General features: G+C 63.9%; 22 protein-coding genes. 16 read left to right on the forward strand and 6 right to left on the reverse strand.

What is annotated here, in order from left to right; translation table 11 throughout:
* Positions 1-57: 57 nt before the first annotated feature.
* Positions 58-372, reverse strand: coding sequence for a hypothetical protein (locus tag LB532_RS01885; protein WP_140492726.1), 315 nt, complete (start codon positions 370-372; stop codon positions 58-60).
* Positions 373-531: 159 nt separating this feature from the next.
* Between LB532_RS01885 and LB532_RS01890 the strand changes: the two genes are divergently transcribed.
* Both LB532_RS01890 and LB532_RS01895 read left to right on the forward strand, forming a co-directional pair.
* Positions 532-1728, forward strand: coding sequence for a GGDEF domain-containing protein (locus LB532_RS01890; RefSeq protein WP_140643318.1), 1197 nt, complete (start codon positions 532-534; stop codon positions 1726-1728).
* A gap of 189 nt (positions 1729-1917) precedes the next feature.
* The gene (locus LB532_RS01895) at positions 1918-3111 is read left to right on the forward strand and encodes a sensor domain-containing diguanylate cyclase (RefSeq protein WP_140643320.1); all 1194 of its coding nucleotides are present in this window, start codon (positions 1918-1920) and stop codon (positions 3109-3111) included.
* Here the strand turns inward: LB532_RS01895 and LB532_RS01900 are convergent.
* The gene (locus tag LB532_RS01900; RefSeq protein WP_140643322.1) at positions 3095-3457 is read right to left on the reverse strand and encodes a hypothetical protein; all 363 of its coding nucleotides are present in this window, start codon (positions 3455-3457) and stop codon (positions 3095-3097) included. The genes LB532_RS01895 and LB532_RS01900 overlap by 17 nt on opposite strands.
* Before the next feature lie 495 nt (positions 3458-3952).
* On the opposite strand from LB532_RS01900, the gene sdhC reads away from it, so the two are divergent.
* From sdhC to LB532_RS01925, 5 genes are all read left to right on the forward strand, one after another.
* Positions 3953-4372 (forward strand): succinate dehydrogenase, cytochrome b556 subunit, encoded by a 420-nt coding sequence (gene sdhC / locus LB532_RS01905; protein WP_140550703.1) that lies wholly within the window; start codon positions 3953-3955, stop codon positions 4370-4372.
* A gap of 2 nt (positions 4373-4374) precedes the next feature.
* Complete coding sequence (gene sdhD, locus LB532_RS01910; RefSeq protein ID WP_140643326.1) at positions 4375-4770, forward strand: succinate dehydrogenase, hydrophobic membrane anchor protein; 396 nt, start codon at positions 4375-4377, stop codon at positions 4768-4770.
* A gap of 4 nt (positions 4771-4774) precedes the next feature.
* Positions 4775-6610, forward strand: coding sequence for a succinate dehydrogenase flavoprotein subunit (sdhA, locus tag LB532_RS01915; RefSeq protein ID WP_140518102.1), 1836 nt, complete (start codon positions 4775-4777; stop codon positions 6608-6610).
* 39 nt (positions 6611-6649) lie between these two features.
* Positions 6650-7429, forward strand: a complete 780-nt coding sequence (locus LB532_RS01920) for a succinate dehydrogenase iron-sulfur subunit (RefSeq protein ID WP_140643328.1) — start codon at positions 6650-6652, stop codon at positions 7427-7429.
* A 92-nt stretch (positions 7430-7521) separates the two neighbouring features.
* Complete coding sequence (locus tag LB532_RS01925; RefSeq protein ID WP_140643329.1) at positions 7522-8148, forward strand: YceH family protein; 627 nt, start codon at positions 7522-7524, stop codon at positions 8146-8148.
* A 48-nt stretch (positions 8149-8196) separates the two neighbouring features.
* Here the strand turns inward: LB532_RS01925 and LB532_RS01930 are convergent, their stop codons facing one another.
* Positions 8197-8622 carry an OsmC family protein gene (locus tag LB532_RS01930; RefSeq protein WP_140492697.1) on the reverse strand — a complete coding sequence of 142 codons (426 nt, stop codon included), beginning with the start codon at positions 8620-8622 and terminating at the stop codon, positions 8197-8199.
* A 200-nt stretch (positions 8623-8822) separates the two neighbouring features.
* Between LB532_RS01930 and LB532_RS01935 the strand changes: the two genes are divergently transcribed.
* Positions 8823-9050 carry a hypothetical protein gene (locus LB532_RS01935; protein ID WP_140643331.1) on the forward strand — a complete coding sequence of 76 codons (228 nt, stop codon included), beginning with the start codon at positions 8823-8825 and terminating at the stop codon, positions 9048-9050.
* A complete protein-coding gene (locus LB532_RS01940) occupies positions 9047-9403 on the forward strand; it encodes a YciI family protein (protein ID WP_140550698.1) in 357 nt (118 codons plus the stop codon). The genes LB532_RS01935 and LB532_RS01940 overlap by 4 nt, the downstream gene beginning before the upstream one ends.
* Positions 9404-9417: 14 nt before the next feature.
* On the opposite strand, the gene LB532_RS01945 is transcribed toward LB532_RS01940, so the two are convergent.
* Positions 9418-10677 (reverse strand): ubiquinone biosynthesis hydroxylase, encoded by a 1260-nt coding sequence (locus LB532_RS01945; protein ID WP_140643332.1) that lies wholly within the window; start codon positions 10675-10677, stop codon positions 9418-9420.
* Positions 10678-10776: 99 nt separating this feature from the next.
* On the opposite strand from LB532_RS01945, the gene tesB reads away from it, so the two are divergent.
* The 7 genes from tesB (at position 10777) to LB532_RS01980 (ending at position 18971) form a co-directional block, all read left to right on the forward strand.
* On the forward strand, positions 10777-11637 hold the full coding sequence (gene tesB / locus LB532_RS01950) for an acyl-CoA thioesterase II (protein ID WP_140643334.1): 861 nt from the start codon (positions 10777-10779) through the stop codon (positions 11635-11637).
* Between the two features lie 249 nt (positions 11638-11886).
* On the forward strand, positions 11887-12225 hold the full coding sequence (locus tag LB532_RS01955) for a P-II family nitrogen regulator (RefSeq protein WP_013528889.1): 339 nt from the start codon (positions 11887-11889) through the stop codon (positions 12223-12225).
* A 32-nt stretch (positions 12226-12257) separates the two neighbouring features.
* A complete protein-coding gene (locus LB532_RS01960; RefSeq protein WP_140643335.1) occupies positions 12258-13610 on the forward strand; it encodes an ammonium transporter in 1353 nt (450 codons plus the stop codon).
* Positions 13611-13917: 307 nt separating this feature from the next.
* Positions 13918-14193, forward strand: a complete 276-nt coding sequence (locus tag LB532_RS01965) for a hypothetical protein (RefSeq protein ID WP_140513949.1) — start codon at positions 13918-13920, stop codon at positions 14191-14193.
* A 212-nt stretch (positions 14194-14405) separates the two neighbouring features.
* Entirely contained in the window at positions 14406-17075 is a 2670-nt protein-coding gene (locus LB532_RS01970) for a DNA translocase FtsK (RefSeq protein WP_140643337.1), read from the forward strand.
* A 135-nt stretch (positions 17076-17210) separates the two neighbouring features.
* Positions 17211-17891 (forward strand): outer membrane lipoprotein carrier protein LolA, encoded by a 681-nt coding sequence (locus LB532_RS01975; protein ID WP_140513951.1) that lies wholly within the window; start codon positions 17211-17213, stop codon positions 17889-17891.
* A 273-nt stretch (positions 17892-18164) separates the two neighbouring features.
* Entirely contained in the window at positions 18165-18971 is an 807-nt protein-coding gene (locus LB532_RS01980) for an exodeoxyribonuclease III (protein WP_140643339.1), read from the forward strand.
* A 122-nt stretch (positions 18972-19093) separates the two neighbouring features.
* Here LB532_RS01980 and LB532_RS01985 read toward each other — a convergent pair whose 3' ends face one another.
* Positions 19094-19549 carry a cyclic nucleotide-binding domain-containing protein gene (locus tag LB532_RS01985; RefSeq protein ID WP_140643341.1) on the reverse strand — a complete coding sequence of 152 codons (456 nt, stop codon included), beginning with the start codon at positions 19547-19549 and terminating at the stop codon, positions 19094-19096.
* Positions 19550-19669: 120 nt separating this feature from the next.
* Positions 19670-20353, reverse strand: a complete 684-nt coding sequence (locus LB532_RS01990) for a response regulator transcription factor (RefSeq protein WP_091576052.1) — start codon at positions 20351-20353, stop codon at positions 19670-19672.
* Between the last annotated feature and the right edge of the window lie 75 nt (positions 20354-20428).

Below are 20428 nucleotides of genomic sequence, written 5' to 3' on the forward strand. Positions count from 1 at the left end.
CGGGCCCGGATCGCGATGCGATCCGGGCCTTGTGCTTGACCAGAACATGTTGCGGCTTCACCGGTCGTCGCGGCGGATGATCTCGTGGAACTGCTCGCGGCGCCCGGGTTCTTCGGCGGCGACCACCAGGGCCAGCCCGCGTTCATCGAAGAGTTTGAACCATTCGTCCCACTCGACCAGCTCATAACCTCCGGCATTGATCGGACGCTCCGGCTGGTCTTCGTCCTCATAGGCGTGCTGGCCGAACACCAGCCGCAGCATCGCCTGCGTGCCGGCTTCGGGCGACACATCGACAATGGCCGGAAAGCCGGCGCGCGACGCGGCCCACGAACGGATTGCCTCGTGATCGGTCAGGGTGATTGTATCGGCCATTATGGGTTCCTCTTCTGCGCTGGACAAACGCAGGTCCGGCGCGCCGGTTCCACGTCACGCTCCGCACCCGCGTGACACATATTCGCTTTCGCTTAACCGCTTGTTTGGGCTTGCGGCCTAAGGTCTTCCCTGACGTCAAGCGAGGGAAGTGACGGTCCTTTGGACACCGGCCTGCTGATAGCGTTGTTAAACCCGACGATCGCGCTGGCCCTCGGCGCGGCGTTCCTCGTGCTTTGGTTCTATCAGCGCCACCGTCCCTATCTGGCCGTGCTGGCGGTAAGCTATTCGCTCGCGGCGGCCGGGTTCCTGTTCCAGCATTTCACGCTGCCCGTTGGCCTGGCGCCGTCGAAGCTGCTCTCCAATCTATGCTTCTGCGTTGCCGGATCCTGCCTGGCCGGCGCGATCGTGGCGCGGCATGGCCGGCGAGTGCCCTATGCCGGGCTTTGCGTCTTGGCGAGCGGCGGCATGGCCGCCTTTTGCTGGTTCCTGTTCGTCCAGCCGGACCTGACATGGCGGGTCCTCGTCATCAACTTCGCACTCGGCGGCATCAGCCTGGTGGCGGCCGCCGAATTGCGCAAGGTGCGTGGCAATGGCCCGACGGAAAATATCCTGTTCGTCCTGGCGTTGCTCGCGGGGCTGAATTTCTTCGTGCGCACGCTTGCCGTCATCGTCGCACACGGGCCTTTCACGACCTATGACGAGCTCTATACATCCTCCTATTGGACGACGGCGTTGCTGTCGCACGCGCTGCTGTCGCTGCTGATCGCGCTTTGCCTGTTCTCCGCCGCCGCGCTCGACGTGATGAAGGCGTTGAAGGTCGAAACCTACACCGATCCGCTGTCGGGCCTGCTCAACCGGCGCGGCTTCGAGGAACGGGCGGCCCTGCTCTTGCAACGCTGCGCGGCGGCGAAATTGCCGGTGGCCCTGGTTCTGGCCGACCTCGACCACTTCAAGGCGCTCAATGACCTGCATGGGCACGCCGCTGGCGACCGGGTGATCGCTGACTTCGCCGCCAGGCTTAGCGCGGCCGCCGGTGCGCGCGGTGAGGCCGGACGTATTGGGGGCGAGGAATTCGCGGTGCTCCTGCCCTTGACCGATCTTGCCGCCGCGCGGCTGTTCGCAGAGGCCGTGCGCGTGGCCTACTCGGCTGGCGGCGTCGACGGACTTCCGCCCGGCACCAAGGTCACCGCCAGTTTCGGGGTAGCGGCGCGCAGCGGCGACGAAGCGCTGGAGCCGTTGATGCGCCGCGCCGACGAGGCCCTCTACAAGGCCAAGAAAAACGGGCGCGACAGCGTGCGCCTGTCCTATGAGCGGCCGGAAACGCTGTTTGTGCCGGAGCCGCTCAAAGCCGGCTGAAGGCGATCGGCCTGACGCCTTCATCATCCAGGGCCCGCGCCGCACCGCTTCGTTCTTGCTTCGCCGTGAAGGGCGATGGCAAGCATCGTTCGGCCGATCTCCGAGGCCTGCGCGAGCCTTCGGTATGACCTGCCGTTAACTTCTTTTTCGCCCGTCGATGGTTTGCTGCCGTCAGGGACTTGAGAAATCATGGGCGGCGCGGACTTCATCCTTGTCATCAACCTGTTCGTTGCCGGGCTGCTGGCGGCGGCCTTCATGGCGATCGCCGTCTATGACATCGGACGCGTCTCGGCACGCTGGCTGGCGTTCGGCTATGTGCTGGGCATGGCCTATTTCGTCGTTGAATTCAGCATCCCCGCCTTCGACAATGCGCGGCTGGTGGTCGTCGCAGCCTTTGCCGTTTTCCTTGGCGCCACCATCGCCTTCAACGGCGGGCTTGCGCAGAGATACGGCGTGACGCCGCCCTGGTCGGCGATGCTCCTGGTCCTGGCCGTTGCGTCTGTCGCGGTCTATTTCGCCCAGGATCTGCCGCGCCAGTCCCTTGTCAGCAAGATGGCCTACCAGCTGCCCTACGCCGTCATGCAGCTTACCGGGTTCGGCATTGTCTGGTCGTCCAGGCAAAGGCGTGACCGGCTCGATCGGATGCTGATGGCGGTGCTGACGGCCAGCGCCGTGCAGTTCGCCAGCAAGCCATTCATCGCCGATGCGCTTGGCGGCCGCGGCGCCGCCCCGCAATCCTATCTGCAGACCAGCTATGCCCTGGTGTCGCAATCGCTCGGCACCGTGTTCGGCGTGGCGCTGGCCTTGCTGGCGCTGGCCATACTGGTGCGCGACGTGCTCGCCGAGGCGACGTCGAAGTCGGAAACGGACACGCTGTCGCGGCTCCTCAACCGCGGCGGCTTCGAGCGTCACGCCGAGACGGCGCTGGGGGACGCGGCGCGCCGCGGCGTCCCAGTCGCGCTGGTCATCGCCGATCTCGATCACTTCAAGTCCATCAACGACAATTACGGCCATGCCTCGGGCGACCGGGTCATCGAGGCCTTTGCCCGCTTCCTGCGCGAGGCCGCGGCCGACCACCATGTCGCCGGTCGTATAGGCGGCGAGGAGTTCGCCATCATCCTGCCAGGCACCAACCTTGCCGCCGCGCGGCTGTTCGCTGAAGGCGCGCGCAGCGCCTTCGGGACGCTGCCCATCGACGGGCTCCCCGCCGACAATCGCTGCACGGCGAGCTTCGGCGTCGCCGAACTTCATGCCGGCGAGCATTTTTCCGACCTGATGCGGCGTGCCGATGAAGCGCTGTATCAGGCGAAGGATGCCGGGCGCGACTGCGTGCGCGTTTCCGCCGGGCCACAGGCCATGGCGCTGTTCATCGGCAGGGGCTGAGCTCGGGCATTTCGCCGTCGGAGAGGCCATACATATAACTGCGCCCCTTCACGAACACCGGCGGCCGATAGCAGTCGCCATAGCCCGACATCTCGTCAGCCCCGTTCTCGTAGATCACCTTGGGCTGGCCGGCGCTGGTATAGTCGGACAGCTGCTTGGCGAGCTTGCCTTCGCCGACGAGGATGCGCTTGTAGCCGGCGGCACTGTCGATGACGAGATTGCCGAAGGAATCGGCGTAGACCCGATCCTGGTGGCGTCCGTCCGCCAGCGCCGGCGCGACGAAGGCGACGGCCAATACCGCCACTGTGAGCGCCGCAAGGCGCGATCTGCCCGAATTCGAACGCATGGCGTCCTCCATGTTGGAGACAAAGCCTCCTCGAATCGGAAATTAACCTTTTCTTAACCTTTGTTAAGAGGCTGGCGCGTTTCTCCGCCATGTCTTGACAAACATGGTTAACGCAGGAGCGAAAGCCGGCGGGTCATCATCGCTTGTCCCCGTTGCTGACGGCGAGGCACATGACGCGATCGTGATCGACGGCCGCGAGACGCTGGTTATGAAGGCGGGCTCGGCGCCGCTGACCTGCATCCGCTCAGCCGAAGCCCGCGCCCGTCACATATATGCTGCACCGCAGCGAGAACGGGCCGGCTTGGCATCGTCGACGCCTAATCGATTGAAGCCCGGACCTGCCTTTTAATCAGACTAAATTACGTTTTCGAAACGGTTTTCTGGCTTTGACGCGGTGCAAAAAGAGCATTAGAAACCGGCTGTCCGAAGTCGCAACCGGAAGCGGCAATGCCGCATTTCCACCTGAGGCTCCAGGAACGCCGAACTGGGGGAGCCATGAGCAAATCACCAGCCACCCGCGAATTCGCCAGACGTGAACGGCCGCTTTCGCCGCACCTCAGCGTGTACCGGCCGCCGATCACCATGACGATGTCGATCATCCATCGCATCACCGGCGGCGCGCTCTATTTCGGCACGCTCCTGGTCGCGATATGGTTGATGGCGGCGGCGAGCTCGCAAGCCACTTTCGATTGGGTGAGCTGGGCGTTCGGAACCTGGCTCGGACGGCTGATCCTGTTCGGCTACACCTGGGCGCTCATGCATCACATGCTGGGCGGCGTGCGTCACCTGATCTGGGACACCGGCGCCGGTCTCGAAAAGCATACCGCCTCCAAGATCGCCTGGGCGACCCTGGCCGGCTCGATCCTGCTCACGCTGCTGATCTGGATCGCCGGCTATATGGCGCGAGGAGCCTGACCATGAGCACTGGAAAGACCGACATGCGCACGCCGCTGGCTAAAGTCCGCGGCCTGGGCTCCGCCCGCGAAGGCACCGGGCATTTCTGGCGCCAGCGCCTCACGGCAATCGCCAACATCCCGCTGATCCTGTTCTTCACCGGGTTCCTGGTCGCGCTCAACGGCGCCGGTTATGCGGAGGTGCGGGCAGCGCTCGCCAACCCGCTCGTGGCGCTGATGATGGCCCTTGTGCTCATCTCGCCGCTTTATCACATGCGGATCGGCATGCAGGTGATCATCGAGGATTACGTGCATGGCGAAGGCATGAAGCTGGCACTGATCGCCCTCAACACTTTCTTCACCGTAGCGGTCGGCGCGGCTTCGCTCTTCGCCCTGCTCAAACTGGCATTCGGAGGCTGACGTTTTGGCCAAGGACGCAAAAGAAGCCAATACGGCAGGCTATACCTATGTCGACCACAAATTCGACGTCGTGGTCGTCGGTGCCGGGGGCGCGGGACTGCGCGCTACGCTGGGCATGGCCGAACAGGGCCTGCGCACCGCCTGTATCACCAAGGTTTTCCCGACCCGCTCGCATACGGTGGCGGCGCAGGGCGGTATTGCCGCTTCGCTTTCCAACATGGGCCCGGACTCCTGGCAATGGCACATGTACGACACCGTCAAGGGTTCGGACTGGCTGGGCGATGTCGACGCCATGGAATATCTGGTGCGTGAAGCGCCGGCCGCCGTCTACGAGCTAGAGCATTACGGCGTGCCGTTCTCTCGTACCGAGGAGGGCAAGATCTACCAGCGGCCGTTCGGCGGCCACATGATGAATTACGGCGATGGCCCGCCCGTGCAGCGCACCTGTGCGGCCGCCGACCGCACCGGCCACGCCATCCTGCACACGCTCTACGGCCAGTCGCTGAAGAACAACGCGCAGTTCTTCATCGAGTATTTCGCGCTCGACCTGATCATGGAGCCGGACGGCACCTGCACCGGCGTCGTCGCCTGGAACCTCGACGACGGCACCATCCACCGCTTCTCGGCCAAGATGGTTGTGCTGGCGACCGGCGGCTATGGCCGCGCTTATTTCTCGGCGACGTCGGCCCACACCTGCACCGGCGACGGCGGCGGCATGGCGGCCAGGGCAGGCTTTCCGCTGCAGGACATGGAGTTCGTGCAGTTCCACCCGACCGGCATCTACGGCGCCGGCTGCCTGATCACCGAAGGCGCGCGCGGCGAGGGCGGCTATCTCGTCAATTCCGAGGGCGAGCGGTTCATGGAGCGCTACGCGCCGTCGGCCAAGGACCTTGCCTCGCGCGACGTCGTCTCGCGCTGCATGACGCTGGAAATCCGCGAAGGCCGCGGCGTCGGCAAGAACAAGGACCATATCTTCCTGCACCTCGACCATCTCGATCCGGCGGTGCTGCACGAGCGGCTGCCCGGCATCTCGGAATCGGCAAAGATCTTCGCCGGCGTCGATCTCACCAAGGAGCCGATTCCGGTGCTACCGACGGTGCACTACAATATGGGCGGCGTGCCGACCAATTACTGGGGCGAGGTGCTCAACCCGACGATCCTTAATCCCGATCGGGTCTCGCCCGGCCTGATGGCGGTAGGCGAGGCCGGTTGCGCCTCGGTGCACGGCGCCAACCGGCTGGGATCGAACTCGCTGATCGACCTGGTCGTGTTCGGACGCGCGGCGGCGATCCGCGCCGGCCAGGTCATCGATCGCAAGTCTGCAATCCCGTCGCCCAACCAGGCCTCGGTCGACAAGATCATGGACCGCTTCGACCGGCTGCGCCACGCCAACGGCTCGACGCCGACGGCGGTTCTGCGCGAGAAGATGCAGCGCGCCATGCAGGAAGACGCGGCGGTGTTCCGCACGCAGGAATCGCTGGAGAACGGTTGCAAGCGCATTTCGCAGATCTGGGGCGAGCTCAAGGACATAAAGGTTTTCGACCGCTCGATGATCTGGAACTCCGACCTGGTCGAGACGCTGGAGCTGGAAAACCTGATGGCCAACGCCATCACCACGGTCTACGGCGCCGAGGCGCGCAAGGAGAGCCGTGGCGCGCACGCGCGGGAGGATTTCTCGGCCCGCGACGACGCCAACTGGCGCAAGCACACGCTCGCCCATCTGAGCGAGACCGGTGAGGTGACGCTCTCCTACCGTCCGGTGCACACCGAACCGCTGCTGGCCGAAAAGGACGGCGGCATCAGTCTCGCCAAGATCGCGCCCAAGGCCAGGGTGTATTGAAATGACGTCCAGCCACGTCATCCGAAAGGACCTGAGGTAATGGTCGAACTCACGCTCCCCAAGAACTCGAAGATCCAGCAGGGCAAGACCTGGCCGAAGCCGGAAGGCGCGACCAATCTCAGGGAATATCGCATCTACCGCTGGTCGCCGGATGATGACGAGAGCCCGCGCATGGACACCTATTTCGTCGACATGGACGATTGCGGGCCGATGGTGCTGGACGCGCTGCTCTGGATCAAGAACAAGATCGACCCGACGCTGACCTTGCGTCGCTCCTGCCGCGAGGGCATTTGCGGCTCGTGCGCCATGAATATCGACGGCTCCAACACGCTCGCCTGCACCAAGGGCTGCGACGACATATCGGGCGCCATCAAGATTTACCCGCTGCCGCATATGCCCGTCATCAAGGACCTGGTGCCCGACCTCACCAATTTCTACGCCCAGCACGCCTCGATCGAACCGTGGCTGAAGACGGTCTCGCCGCAGCCGGCCAAGGAATGGCTGCAGAGCCATGAGGAGCGCGAGAAGCTCGACGGGCTCTACGAGTGCATATTGTGCGCCTGCTGCTCGACCTCTTGCCCAAGCTATTGGTGGAACGGCGACCGTTATCTCGGCCCGGCAACCTTGCTGCAGGCCTATCGCTGGCTGATCGACAGCCGCGACGAGGCCACGGGCGAGCGGCTCGACAATCTCGAGGACCCGTTCCGGCTTTATCGCTGCCACACCATCATGAACTGCGCGCAGACCTGCCCCAAGGGCTTGAATCCGGCCAAGGCGATCGCGGAAATCAAGAAGATGATGGTGGAGAGAAGGGTCTAGGCGCTCGCTCGCGGCAATCTTGAACGCAGCGATCCTTCTCCGGCAGGACAGAGGGACTCTGTTTTGCCAGCTTCAGAAAGGATTGCAATCCAATGACGGACCTCCCCATCCTGTCTCCTCCCGAAGCGCGTGTGCTCGGCTGCCTCATCGAGAAGAAGGAGCTGACGCCGGACGTCTATCCGCTGACGCTCAACGCAGCACTTGCCGCCGCCAACCAGAAGACGGCGCGCGAGCCCGTCATGGCGCTGGAGCAGACAGAGGTGCACCGGGCGCTGAAGGTGCTCGAGCAGAAGGGGCTGGTACGGCAGATGTTCGGCTCCCGCGTCGAGCGCTACGAGCACCAGATGGCGCAGCGCTTCTCGCTGACCACGCCGCAGACCGCCTTGGTCGGCCTGCTTTTGCTGCGCGGGCCGCAGACGGCGCATGAATTGTTGGCACGCAGCGAGCGCATGGCACGGTTTTCGTCGATCGAGGATTTGCGCGGTGAACTCGATATGCTGATCGGCCGTCGACCGCCGCTCGTCCAGGAAATCCCGCGCGGTCCAGGCCAACGCGAGGACCGCTACGTGCATCTCCTCGCCGGGCCGGTCGATGTTGCGGCCCTGTCGGCGCAGCGCATTGCATCGGCCGTGCCCGCTTCCGACCTCGAACCGAGAGTGGAGGCGCTGGAGCAGGAAGTCGCAGCCCTTCGCACCCGGCTCGACGCGCTGGGCGCCTGAGCGCTCGAGGATGCCCGGCGCGACCATGCGCGCCGGGATGCCGGGCCCTCAGCCGAGCCTGGCGTCGAGCGATACGTTGATGGCGCCCAGCGCTTTGGAAACAGGGCATTCGGCCTTGGCCTTCTCGGCCAATTCCTTGAACTTCGCGGCGTCAATGCCGGGCACCTTGCCGACAAGGGTGATCGCGCTGCCCGTGATGCCGGTGCCGGGAACCAGCGTCACCACGGCCTTGGCGTCGAGTTCGGCCGCCGGGGTGCCGTTCTCGGCCAGGAAATGCGACAGCTGCATGGCGTAGCAGCCGGCGTGCGCGGCCGCGATCAACTCTTCCGGATTGGTGCCGGATTTGCCGCTCTCGTCCTCGAAGCGTGCCTTGAACGAATAGGGCGTGCCGTTCAGGGTCCCGCTCTGGCTGTCGAGCGTGCCTTTGCCGTCCTTCAGATTGCCCTTCCAGACGGCGGTTGCGGTGCGGTCCATGAATTCCTCCTTGGTTGTCGTGAACTTGTCCAGGTGAGCCGACTATAGCGCGGGCATGGGCGAAGACCACTGCGCTGTTTGGACCACGGCGCGATGACGGTTCATTCCTTTCGAAAAAATCCGCGTGCAAAGATGTCGGCTTCCATTCGGCCCGACCGTCCTGCGGGCGACCACGGGATTGTGGCCGGATGGAGGTTCACATGGACAATCTGTTTTTCGCAATATGGAAGGTCCCAGGCCGCAAGGCTCAACGACGGCAGGACTTCTGGCTGGAGCCGCCGCCGTCCGGTGTCCGCAGGCTGCTGGCTGCTGTCGCCATCATCGCGGTCGCGGCATGCCTTCTCGACCATGCGGCAGCGGTCGAAGGCAAGACTGACACGCTCCTCGCCGCATCCTATAATTCATCGCAGCAAGGGAGCGTGAAATGAAATATGTCTGCCTGGTCTATGGCGAGGAGAAAGACCTCCATGCGCTCACCCCGGAAGGATCGGCCAAGCTCGACGCCGATTCGCTTGCCTACGACCGGTCCTTGGACCAACAAGGCAAGCTCATCGTCGCGCAGGCGCTGCAATCGGTGAAGACCTCGAAGACCGTGCGCCGTCGCAAGGGCAAGCGGCTGGTCACCGACGGCCCGTTCGCCGAAACCAAGGAGCAGTTGCTCGGCTTCGTCATGATCGAGGCGAAGGACCTCCAGGAGGCGCTGGACATCGCCGGCGGCATTCCGCTGGCCGAACTCGGCACGATCGAGGTCCGGGCGATCTATGACGTGCCCGGGTCATAGGCGGCGCGGCGGGGTCAGATCGCCTCGCCTTTCAAAAGACGCGGCGTGCCGGCTGAAAGCCCCGACGCCTGGCGGATGAAGAATTCCTTCAGCCGCGGCATGCGCTCGACCAGACCGAGGCCGATGTCGCGCACCGCGCGCAGCGGGCCGATGTCGTTGGAAAACAGCCGGTTCAGCACATCTGTCGTGACGCCCATCTGCACCGTGTCGAAACGGCGCCATTGCTGGTAGCGCTCGAGCACGTCGAGCGCGCCGATATCCTGGCCCAGCCGGTCGGCTTCGACGATCACCTCGGCCAGGGCGGCCACATCCTTGAAGCCGAGATTGAGGCCCTGGCCGGCGATCGGGTGGATGCCGTGGGCGGCATCGCCGGCAAGCGCCACGCGCGGCGCGACGAAGGCGCGCGCGATGGTAAGACCCAGCGGCCAGGCGCGCGGCTTGTCGGCGACGCGGATCTCGCCAAGCTTGAGGCCGAAACGCTGTTCCAGCTCATGCTCGAAGAGGAGGTCGTCGCCGGCGACCAGCGTCTGAGCATCTTCCGACCGCTCGACCCAGACGATCGACGAGCGGTTGGAACCGTCCTCGTCCGCCTTCAGCGGCAGCGTGGCGAACGGGCCGGCGGGCAGGAAATGCTCTTCGGCACGGCCATTGTGGGGCCGTTCATGCGCCACCGTGCAGACGATGCCGGACTGGCCGTATTCCCACTTCACCGTCTTGATGCCGGCCATGTCACGCAGCTTCGAGTTGACGCCGTCGGCGGCGACCAGCAGCCGCGCCTTCAGCGTCGCGCCGTCGGCCAGATGCACGGTGATGCCCGCACCATTGGTTTCGAACCCTTGCACGGCAACGCCTTCGATGATGTCGACGCCGAGCTTTTCGGCGCTGCGGCGCAAGGCGCCGTTCAGCACCCGGTTGGCCACCATATGCGCGAAGGGCTCGCCCGGCGCCACCTCGCCGTCGAAGGTCAGGAAGACCGGGCGCACCGGATCGGCGGTACGCGAATCGGTGATGATCATCTCGGTGATCGCCTGCGCTTCCGGCGCGATCTCGGCCCAGACGCCGAGCCGCTCGAGCATGCGGCAGGCGGCCGCCGCAATGGCCGAGGCGCGCCCGTCCCTTTGCCAGGAGCCGGCCGGCGCGGCATCGACCAGGGCCACGGCAAGCTCCGGTTGCGCCTGTTTCAGCGACACGGCGGCAGCCAGGCCGACATAGCCGGCGCCGGCGACCAGAACATCGAGCCCGGACCTGGTTTTCGCCTCTGCCTTGCCTTCCATGGTCTTCGCTCCTTGCAAGCCAGCCTGCCATCCGCCCTTGACGGCCCGTCCTTCCTGTCGGAAACCCGCCAAGGAAATCTTGAGGCGAGGTCACGACACATGACGGCGGCCATGGACGAGCTTCTGCGCATTCTCGACCTCGAGAGGCTGGAACACAATCTGTATCGTGGTCGCAGCCCCCAGGTGGAGTGGCAGCGCGTGTTCGGCGGCCAGACCATCGCCCAGGCGCTGGTAGCGGCGCAGCGGACAGTCGAGCCCGACCGCTACGTGCATTCGCTGCATGGCTATTTCATGCGGCCGGGCGACATCAAGGTGCCGATCATCTACGAGGTCGACCGCATCCGCGACGGCGGCTCCTTCACCACCCGCCGGGTGCTGGCGATCCAGCACGGGAACGCGATCTTCTCGCTGGAAGCCTCGTTCCAGATCGATGAGAAGGGGCTGGAGCACCAGTTCGCTTTGCCTGACGACGTGCCGCCGCCGGAAGGGCTGAAGACGCAGCGCCAACTGCTCGAAAAGGCCGACCGGGTGCCGGAAGCGGTGCGACGCTTCTGGGCGCGCGAGCGACCGCTGGAGCTCAGGCCGGTCAATCTCCAGCACTATGAAAGCCGCGACAAGCTGCCGCCCCGGCAGAATGTCTGGATTCGCCTCGCCGGCCCCGTCCCAGACGACCGCGCGCTGCAATCGGTGCTGCTCGCCTATCTCTCCGACATGACGCTGCTCGACACCTCGACCTTCGCGCATGGGCGCGGGCTGTTCGATCCCGACATCCAGGCGGCCAGCCTCGACCATTCGATGTGGTTCCACCGCCCGCATTCGCTCGACGGCTGGCTGCTCTACGCACAGGACAGCCCCTCGAGCTCGGGATCGCGCGGGTTCAGCCGCGGCACGCTTTATGCCCGCGACGGCACGCTGATCGCCTCGATGGCCCAGGAAGGCTTGATCCGGCTCAAGCGTTGAGCAGTCCGTTCGACCAAAGCCTCCCAAATAGGCGTTTTCTGAAAATTGCTTAATTATTGAGCAGAAGCTGTGCCGCGCTCATCGGCACGGTGCGATCGCCGGCGTGTCAATTCCTTTGTTTACAACAAGTTAACACGCTGCTTCGGCAATTGGCACGGAGCTTGAATCCTCGTCGGCACTCTCCGGCTCCTCGGGATCGGTGAAGGTGTGCAAACGCGGGGGACCGCAACAGCAAAAGGGTGAAACCTTATGAAAATCGTGATGGCAATCATCAAGCCGTTCAAGCTCGACGAGGTACGCGAAGCGCTTACCGCCGTCGGCATCCAGGGCCTGACCGTCACCGAAGTCAAAGGCTACGGGCGTCAGAAGGGGCACACGGAAATCTATCGCGGGGCGGAATACGCGGTCAGTTTCCTGCCGAAGATCAAGATCGAGGTCGCGGTCAGCGCCGACATGGTCGACAAGGCCGTGGAGGCCATCACCGCAGCCGCCAAGACCGGTCAGATCGGCGACGGCAAGATCTTCGTTTTCGGCATCGACCAGGCGGTGCGCATCCGCACCGGCGAAACAGACACCGACGCGCTCTGAAGCGGCGAACACGTATTCCAATGGAGAGTTCAATGAATATTCCTTCCACCTTGAAGAAGACGGGACGCGCCGCCCTTTTTGGCTCGCTCGCTCTCGCAGCGTTGGGCAGCGTCGCCGCCTTCGCGCAGGAAGCGGCTCCGGGCGCGGCTGCCGCCGCGCCGGCCGCTCCCACCCCGGTGCTCGACACCGGCAACACCGCCTGGATGCTGACTTCGACGGCGCTGGTGCTGATGATGACCATCCCCGGCCTGGCGCTGTTCTACGGCGGCATGGTGCGCAAGAAGAACGTGCTTGCCACCGTCATGCAGAGCTTCGCCATCACCTGCCTGGTGACGGTGCTGTGGTTCATGTTCGGCTATTCGCTGGCCTTTTCCGACGGCGGCGGCATGAATGCCTATCTCGGCGGCTTCTCGAAGTTCTTCCATCACGGCATCACCACCTCGACGCTGTGGGCGCCGGGCGTGGCCAACATTCCTGAATTCGTCTTCTCGATGTTCCAGATGACCTTCGCCATCATCACCCCGGCCCTGATCGCCGGCGCCTTTGCCGAGCGCATGAAGTTCTCGGCCCTGCTGATCTTCATGGCGCTGTGGCTGCTGGTCGTCTATGCGCCGATCGCGCATTGGGTCTGGGGCGGCGGCTTCCTCGGCGCTGCCGGCGTGCTCGACTTCGCCGGCGGCACGGTCGTCCATATCAATGCCGGTGTCGCGGGTCTCGTCTGCGCCCTGGTCCTGGGCAAGCGCGAAGGCTACGGCACCACCAACATGGCGCCGCATAACCTGGTCTATTCCGTGATCGGCGCTTCGCTGCTGTGGGTCGGCTGGTTCGGCTTCAACGCCGGTTCGGAACTCGCCGCCGACGGCCTCGCAGGTGCCGCGATGCTCAACACCCAGGTTGCCACCGCGGCAGCGGCGCTGGCCTGGATGTTCGCCGAATGGATCGTCGCCAAGAAGCCCTCGGTGCTCGGCATCATCTCCGGCGCCGTTGCCGGCCTTGTTGCGGTGACGCCGGCTTCCGGCTTCGTCAACCCGACGGGCGCCTTCATCATCGGCATCGTCGCCGGCGTCGTCTGCTACATCTCGGCGGTCAAGGTAAAGCACATGTTCGGCTATGACGACTCGCTCGATGCTTTCGGTGTCCATGGCGTCGGCGGCGTGGTCGGCGCATTGCTGACCGGCGTGCTCGCCGACCCGGCAATCAACAGCCTGTCCTCGGGCGCGTCGATCGGCAAGCAGCTCTACGGCATCGTCTTCACCATCCTGTGGACGGCAATCGCCACCTTCGTCATCCTCTACATCGTCAAGGCGCTCGTCGGCCTGCGTCCGTCGACCCAGGAAGAGGTCGAGGGTCTCGACATCAGCCAGCACGGCGAAGTGGTGCCATAAGGCCTCTTTGCCATGGGACCGGCGGACCTCCTCCCGCCGGTCCCATCTCTTTCTGTAAACGCGTACGGAAAACCGCTGCACGTCTTCCGGAACTGTTTTGAAATCCCGTCGTGACGCTCCGCAAGGTGCTCACGCCTTGAGGCCCGGATCGCTCCGGGCCTCTTTTTTGGAGCCCGTTTGGTTGGACGAGCGCAATCACGTTCGCGTGATTGAGATTTTCGAGGAAACATCGCCGTCTTGGCATCGAACTCCCAGGCACGACCACTGTTCGGCGGTCGTTTCAAACAATAGGGAAGGAAACTATCCAATGAACGTCAAGAATATCTGTCTCGGCGCGCTCGCTCTTTCCATGGTCAGCGGCATGGCATTTGCCGGAGCTCTCGACGAACCCGACAATATGGCCCCGTTCTTCACCGATTCCAGCATGAAAACCATGAAGCCGATGGCGGAATTCAAGACCGCTTTCATGGCCATGCCAATGGAAAAGCAGGATGCGATGAAGAAGGAATGCCAGGACGCGGCGATGAGCAAGCCGCATGCCGAGTTCTGCGCCAACGTCCAGGCGCTCGGCGGAGCCAACTGAGACCGCAGCGGATCAGGCCCACCGAGCCTGATCACCCTGCCGTTGCCAAGGCAGAAATGGCGGGCCGTGAGGCTCGCCATTGTTATTTGCGGCAGGCGGCTGAGGCCCTGCCATGGTTAATGCGGCCTTAACCTTCCCACGCATAGTCTGGCAGCCAAATCTGCCGAAGTGCGTCACGCGCTCGGGCCAGGCAATCACTGACGGGGAAGAGCATGCGTTCAGGGGCTTCAGCACCGCTCGCGCTGACCGATACGGGGCACGGCATCCAGGCATTCGCGCGACGCCAGGTCGGCCGGCTTGTCGGCGCCGGCATGTTCGCGTTCACCGCTTTTGGCGTCGCCAGCCTTGCCACCTGGAATGTCGCCGACCCGAGCTTCTCCCACGCCACAGCTAACACCGTCACCAATGCCATGGGCTATGCGGGTGCGGTCTTCTCCGACATCGCCATGCAGTTCTTCGGCCTTGCCGCCGTGGCGGCGCTGGTTCCGGCCGTGATCTGGGGATATCTGCTGTTTTCGGCGCGTGGCGTCGACAGGCTGCCCAGGCGCGGTCTGTTCTGGTTCGGCTTTGCCCTGCTGGCCGCCGCGATCGCCGGCTGCGTGGTGCCGCCCAAGACCTGGCCGCTGCCGACGGGGCTCGGCGGCGTGTTCGGCGACATGGTGCTGAAGATTCCAGGCCTCGTCATTGGCGGCTACCCGACCGGTCTGGTCGCCAGCGTGCTCGCCATTTTGATGGCCGGGCCGGCGCTGTGGCTGTTCGCCTACGGTTCGGCGCTGATCGCGCGCAAGAACGGTTTCGCCGTCATGGAGGAACCGGCCGCCGCCGATCCGCGTGAGGATGAGCTGCTGTTCGACAATGACGAGGATGAAGGCGACGAAGGCATACTGGCGCTCGGCGCAATGACCCATTGGTGGCTTTCGTTCCGCGCGTGGATGCACCGCCGCGCCGTGCGCCGCAGGCAGCGGCGGGACGAATTCGAGCCGGGAATGGAGCCGCGCGCCAGCGCCTGGCGGCGCGCCGCCGAACGGGTCGAATCGGCCGAGTTCGCCGAGCAGCGGATGAGCCCGGGTGGCCGTGCCCGCGTCGAACCGGAATTCTTCGCCGCCATGGTCAACGATCGCAGCGTTTCCGTCGATCCGGACGATGACGTCTTCGACGACCGCTTCGACACCGGCGATGACGATGTCGATTTCGACGATGAACCCCTCGTCCAGCGTCGCGCGGCTCCCACCGCCAAGGTCCAGCCGTTCCGCTCGGATGCCGCCACGCGCGTTGAAGCGCCGGCGCCGCGCCCGGCCCCGGGTGCGCGCGTCCAGCGCGAGGCGCAGACCTCGCTGATCGGCTCGGAAAAATTCGAGATGCCGTCGCTGCATTTCCTGTCCGAACCGAAGAACGTCGCGCGCGACCCGAGCCTCTCGAAAGACGCGTTGGAACAGAACGCCCGCCTGCTCGAAGGCGTGCTGGAGGATTTCGGCGTCAAGGGCGAGATCATCCATGTCCGCCCCGGCCCCGTCGTCACGCTCTATGAGCTGGAGCCGGCGCCAGGCATCAAATCATCGCGCGTCATCGGCCTCTCCGATGACATCGCCCGCTCGATGAGCGCCATCGCCTGCCGCGTCGCCGTGGTACCGGGCCGCAACGCCATCGGCATCGAATTGCCTAACGCCAAGCGCGAGACGGTGTATCTCAGGGAAATCATGGCCAGCCGCGATTTCGAGACCACCAAGGCCAAGCTGGCGTTGGCGCTGGGCAAGACCATCAACGGCGAGGCGGTCATCGTCGATATCGCCAAGATGCCGCACGTTCTGGTCGCCGGCACCACCGGCTCCGGCAAGTCGGTCGCCATCAACACCATGATCCTGTCGCTGCTCTACCGGCTGACGCCGCAGGAATGCCGGCTGATCATGATCGACCCGAAAATGCTGGAGCTCTCGGTCTATGACGGCATCCCGCACCTTTTGACGCCCGTCGTCACCGACCCGAAGAAAGCGGTGGTGGCGCTGAAATGGACCGTGCGGGAGATGGAAGACCGCTACCGCAAGATGTCGAAGGTCGGCGTGCGCAATATCGACGGTTTTAACGCACGCGTCCAACAGGCGGAGAAGAAGGGCGAAAAGATCTCGCGCACCGTGCAGACCGGCTTCGACCGCCAGACCGGTGAGGCGATCTACGAGACCGAGAATCTCGACCTCGAGCCGATGCCCTACATCGTCGTCATCATCGACGAAATGGCCGATCTGATGATGGTTGCCGGCAAGGACATCGAGGGTGCAGTGCAGCGCCTGGCGCAGATGGCGCGCGCCGCCGGCATCCACGTCATCATGGCGACGCAACGTCCGTCTGTCGACGTGATCACCGGTACCATCAAGGCCAACTTCCCCACCCGCATCTCCTTCCAGGTAACGTCGAAGATCGACAGCCGCACGATCCTGGGTGAGCAAGGCGCCGAGCAGCTGCTCGGCATGGGCGACATGCTGTACATGGCCGGCGGCGGCCGCATCCAGCGCGTGCACGGCCCGTTCGTCTCCGACGACGAGGTGGAGAAGATCGTCGCGCATCTGAAGCTGCAGGGCGTGCCGGAATATCTCGACGCCATCACCGAGGACGATGATGAGGACGAGGACGAGCCCTCCGGCAAGGGCGGCTCGGGCGGCGGTGGCGGCGGCAACTTCGAGGATTCCGACGATCCTTACGATCAGGCGGTATCCGTGGTGTTGCGCGACGGCAAGGCCTCGACCAGCTACATCCAACGGCGTCTGGGCATCGGCTACAACCGCGCCGCTTCGATCATCGAGAAGATGGAGAAAGAAGGCATTGTCGGCCCCGCCAACCATGCCGGAAAACGCGAGATCCTGGTGCCGACCGAAGAGGACAAATTCTGATCGCGAAAGATACCGGCGGCAACTTTGAACCTCCTGGCGCGTTCAAGCGGTAAGCAGCGTTCGCGCCGTCAAACTTCAGCCCAACTGGGGGTTCAGGACAGCAACAAATCAGGATTCAAGATGAGAGTGACCGACATGAAAAACGATCTTTCCGCGCTCGGCGATCTTGCCCCGACGCGCCGTCAGCTGCTTGGCCTCGGCCTGGTGCTTGCGGGCGCTGCCGCCCTCAACGTGGTGCCCGGATTCGAGCTGCTGGCATCCGCGCAGGCGGCCGTGCCGGCGGCCGCGCAGAAGATCGCCGATCATTTTTCCTCGGTTAAGTCGATGAGCGGCGAATTCGTGCAGTTCGGCCCCAAGGGCGAACAGACCGGCGGCAAGTTCTTCCTGGAAAGACCGGGCAAGATCCGCTTCAATTATGACGGATCCTCGAATTTCCGAGTGATTTCGGACGGCAAGTCGGTAGTCATCCTCAACAAGAAACTGAACACGTCCGATCTTTATCCGTTGTCGAAGACGCCGCTGAAACTGTTGCTCGACGACCGGATCGACCTCTCCGGAAACCGCGTCAAGAGCGTCAAGGAAGAGGATGACCTCACCACCATCCAGCTCTCGGACAAGTCGGTGTTCGGCAATGCGCGGATCACCATGATGTTCGATCCGAAGACCTATGATCTGCGCCAGTGGACGATCACCGATGCGCAGGGCAAGGACACCACGGTGATGATCTTCAACACCAAGGAAGGCGTCAGCTTCGCTCCCGACACGTTTGCCATCGACTATACGGCCAACCGCGAGCTGAATACGAAGACAAGATAGCTTCCGTCGCTACGGCAAGTCATATGCGATTGCCCTGCCCTCCCGTAGGGAAAGGAAGGGCGCCAGCCTGGCCACGCTCGCGTGTTTCCTCTCCCTCACATTCGTGCCGGTTTACGGAAGAAATGCCCGGTTCACTCTCCTGGGCTGCAGCGCGGTTGCTGCTAAGGGTGGGCAGGGCCATGAGGGCGGCGCTGATCTCCGCCATTATTGCAGTACTTGTCTTTGCGCTGCGCGGCTGGCAGTAGTTCGGCGATCTTTCGCCGGACCCGCCAAATGCCCTTTTCCATCGCCACCTGGAACATAAATTCCGTTCGCCTGCGCATGCCGATCATCGAGCGTCTGCTCGATGAATACGCGCCCGATGTGCTCTGCCTGCAGGAAACAAAAGTTCCCGACGAGCTGTTCCCTGAAAAGGCTTTCCGCAAGCTCGGCTACGAGCACATCGCCTTTCATGGCCAGAAGGGCTATCACGGCGTGGCGACGGTCGCGCGCCGGCCGATCGCGGTAGTCGAGAAGCGCCGCTTCTGCGACATCGACGACAGCCGGCATTTGTCGGTGACCGTGCGGGCCGGTGGCAAGACGATCCTGCTGCACAATTTCTACGTTCCGGCGGGCGGCGACGAACCGGACCCGGACGTCAACCGCAAGTTCAGGCACAAGCTCGATTTCGTCGCCGAGATGAACGCAATCCGCGCCGAACACAGCGAAGTGTCCGCCTCGGTCCTGGTCGGCGACCTCAACATCGCGCCGCTCGAACACGATGTCTGGTCGCACAAGCAACTGCTCAACGTGGTCAGCCATACGCCGGTCGAGACGGAGAGTTTCGAGGCCATGCGGCTGGCCGGCGACTGGGTCGACCTGATGCGGCTCAACGTGCCATCAGAACAGAAGCTCTACACCTGGTGGAGCTACCGCGCGCAGGACTGGGAGGCGTCCAATCGCGGCCGGCGGCTCGACCATGTCTGGTCGTCGCCGAACCTGGTGCCTGATTTCACCGGCTACGAAATCCTAAGGGCCGCGCGTGGCTGGGAACGTCCCTCGGACCATGTTCCGGTCATCGCGCGGTTCAACCTGGACTGATCATCCGGGCCGGCGCCTTTCCCGCTCCGGCGACAATTGCGTCAAGCCGCTCGGTCGCCACGATGAAGGGAAGGTCATTTTCGGTGGCGCGAACCAGCCGGAAGTCCACCCGACTCTCCCGTTCACCCCGAAAAGCGCGGCGCCAGCTTCTCGATGCGGTGGATCAGTGCCTGAAAGTCTTCCAGGATGCGCTGGTGGAGCTGTGCCGCCAGCTCAGGATATTCCTCCAGGATGCGGCGGAACATCTTTCGGCTGAGCCGGATCACCTCCGAATCGACTACGGCCGATGCGCTGGTCAGCCGGTTGGTGTCGGCGATCAGCGCCAGTTCGCTGAGCATCGTGCCCGGGCCGGCCGTGCCGATAGGGACGCGCTCGGCTGCCTGCTCGCGGTAGAGCACGATCTCTCCGCTGACCACGATATAGGCCGAATCAGCCACGTCGTCCTCGCGGTAGAGCTTGTGGTCTGCCTGCAGCAGCATGGTCTCGGCGCCGAAGGCGAGCAGGCGCAATTGTTCCTGCGTGAAGCCCTCGAAAAGCCTCACGGCGGACAGGATGCGGATGTCGTCATCCAGCGCCATCTAGCTGTGTCCCCGAACGGTCAGTCCAATCCTCCTTCGCGGTACGATCCAGAATCCCCCTCCAACAGGATCGCACCCAAAAGCAGCCCCGCCCAGACCGCTTATTGGATAATAAAATGTTTAAGGAACCAGCTTGTAGCCACCGCTTTCTGTCACAAGAATTTCCGCATTGGAAGGATCGCGCTCGATCTTCTGGCGCAGGCGATACACATGGGTTTCCAGCGTGTGCGTGGTAACGCCGGAATTGTAGCCCCACACCTCCTCGAGCAGCACGTCGCGCGTCACCACCTTCTGGTCGGCGCGGTAGAGATATTTGATGATCGAGGCCTCCTTCTCCGTCAGCCGCACCTTTGCGCCGCGCGGGTCGATCAGCAGCTTCTGGCTTGGCTTGAAGGTGTAGGGGCCGACCGAGAAGGTGGCGTCCTCGCTTTGCTCGTGCTGGCGCAGCTGCGCGCGGATGCGCGCCAAGAGCACCGCGAAGCGGAACGGCTTCGTCACATAGTCGTTGGCGCCGGCTTCGAGGCCGAGGATCGTGTCCGAATCGGTGTCGTGGCCGGTCAGCATGATGATGGGCGCCTTGTAGCCGCCCTTGCGCAGGATCTTCACCGCTTCGCGGCCGTCCATGTCGGGCAGGCCGACATCCATGATCAGCAGGTCGATGAGGCCGCCACGCGCCGCGGCGACGCCTTTTGCCGCAGTGGACTCCTGCAGCACGTCGAATTCCTCATAAAGGGACAATTGCTCGACCAACGTGCCGCGTAGGTCGTCATCGTCGTCGACGATCAGGATGGTTCGTGAAGTCATGGATCAATCCGTTGTTTTGAAAAGAAAATTCAGTTGACCGCTGCCTGTTTATGCGGAAGCTGACCGGCACAACAG

The organism is Mesorhizobium sp. ESP-6-2 (assembly GCF_020164675.1).
In the GTDB taxonomy this organism is placed as follows: domain Bacteria; phylum Pseudomonadota; class Alphaproteobacteria; order Rhizobiales; family Rhizobiaceae; genus Mesorhizobium.

Excerpts from the sequence above, each read along its gene's own strand:
- LB532_RS01985 (WP_140643341.1), bottom strand. The coding sequence starts at position 19,549 with ATGGCGCTGGATGACGACATCCGCATCCTGTCCGCCGTGAGGCTTTTC.
- LB532_RS01955 (WP_013528889.1), top strand. The coding sequence starts at position 11,887 with ATGAAAATCGTGATGGCAATCATCAAGCCGTTCAAGCTCGACGAGGTA.
- LB532_RS01970 (WP_140643337.1), top strand. The coding sequence starts at position 14,406 with ATGCGTTCAGGGGCTTCAGCACCGCTCGCGCTGACCGATACGGGGCAC.
- sdhC (WP_140550703.1), top strand. The coding sequence starts at position 3,953 with ATGAGCAAATCACCAGCCACCCGCGAATTCGCCAGACGTGAACGGCCG.
- sdhD (WP_140643326.1), top strand. The coding sequence starts at position 4,375 with ATGAGCACTGGAAAGACCGACATGCGCACGCCGCTGGCTAAAGTCCGC.
- LB532_RS01935 (WP_140643331.1), top strand. The coding sequence starts at position 8,823 with ATGGACAATCTGTTTTTCGCAATATGGAAGGTCCCAGGCCGCAAGGCT.
- LB532_RS01940 (WP_140550698.1), top strand. The coding sequence starts at position 9,047 with ATGAAATATGTCTGCCTGGTCTATGGCGAGGAGAAAGACCTCCATGCG.
- LB532_RS01990 (WP_091576052.1), bottom strand. The coding sequence starts at position 20,353 with ATGACTTCACGAACCATCCTGATCGTCGACGACGATGACGACCTACGC.
- LB532_RS01895 (WP_140643320.1), top strand. The coding sequence starts at position 1,918 with ATGGGCGGCGCGGACTTCATCCTTGTCATCAACCTGTTCGTTGCCGGG.
- LB532_RS01920 (WP_140643328.1), top strand. The coding sequence starts at position 6,650 with ATGGTCGAACTCACGCTCCCCAAGAACTCGAAGATCCAGCAGGGCAAG.
- tesB (WP_140643334.1), top strand. The coding sequence starts at position 10,777 with ATGACGGCGGCCATGGACGAGCTTCTGCGCATTCTCGACCTCGAGAGG.
- LB532_RS01960 (WP_140643335.1), top strand. The coding sequence starts at position 12,258 with ATGAATATTCCTTCCACCTTGAAGAAGACGGGACGCGCCGCCCTTTTT.
- LB532_RS01900 (WP_140643322.1), bottom strand. The coding sequence starts at position 3,457 with ATGCGTTCGAATTCGGGCAGATCGCGCCTTGCGGCGCTCACAGTGGCG.
- LB532_RS01975 (WP_140513951.1), top strand. The coding sequence starts at position 17,211 with ATGAAAAACGATCTTTCCGCGCTCGGCGATCTTGCCCCGACGCGCCGT.
- LB532_RS01930 (WP_140492697.1), bottom strand. The coding sequence starts at position 8,622 with ATGGACCGCACCGCAACCGCCGTCTGGAAGGGCAATCTGAAGGACGGC.
- LB532_RS01885 (WP_140492726.1), bottom strand. The coding sequence starts at position 372 with ATGGCCGATACAATCACCCTGACCGATCACGAGGCAATCCGTTCGTGG.
- LB532_RS01945 (WP_140643332.1), bottom strand. The coding sequence starts at position 10,677 with ATGGAAGGCAAGGCAGAGGCGAAAACCAGGTCCGGGCTCGATGTTCTG.
- LB532_RS01965 (WP_140513949.1), top strand. The coding sequence starts at position 13,918 with ATGAACGTCAAGAATATCTGTCTCGGCGCGCTCGCTCTTTCCATGGTC.
- LB532_RS01925 (WP_140643329.1), top strand. The coding sequence starts at position 7,522 with ATGACGGACCTCCCCATCCTGTCTCCTCCCGAAGCGCGTGTGCTCGGC.
- LB532_RS01980 (WP_140643339.1), top strand. The coding sequence starts at position 18,165 with ATGCCCTTTTCCATCGCCACCTGGAACATAAATTCCGTTCGCCTGCGC.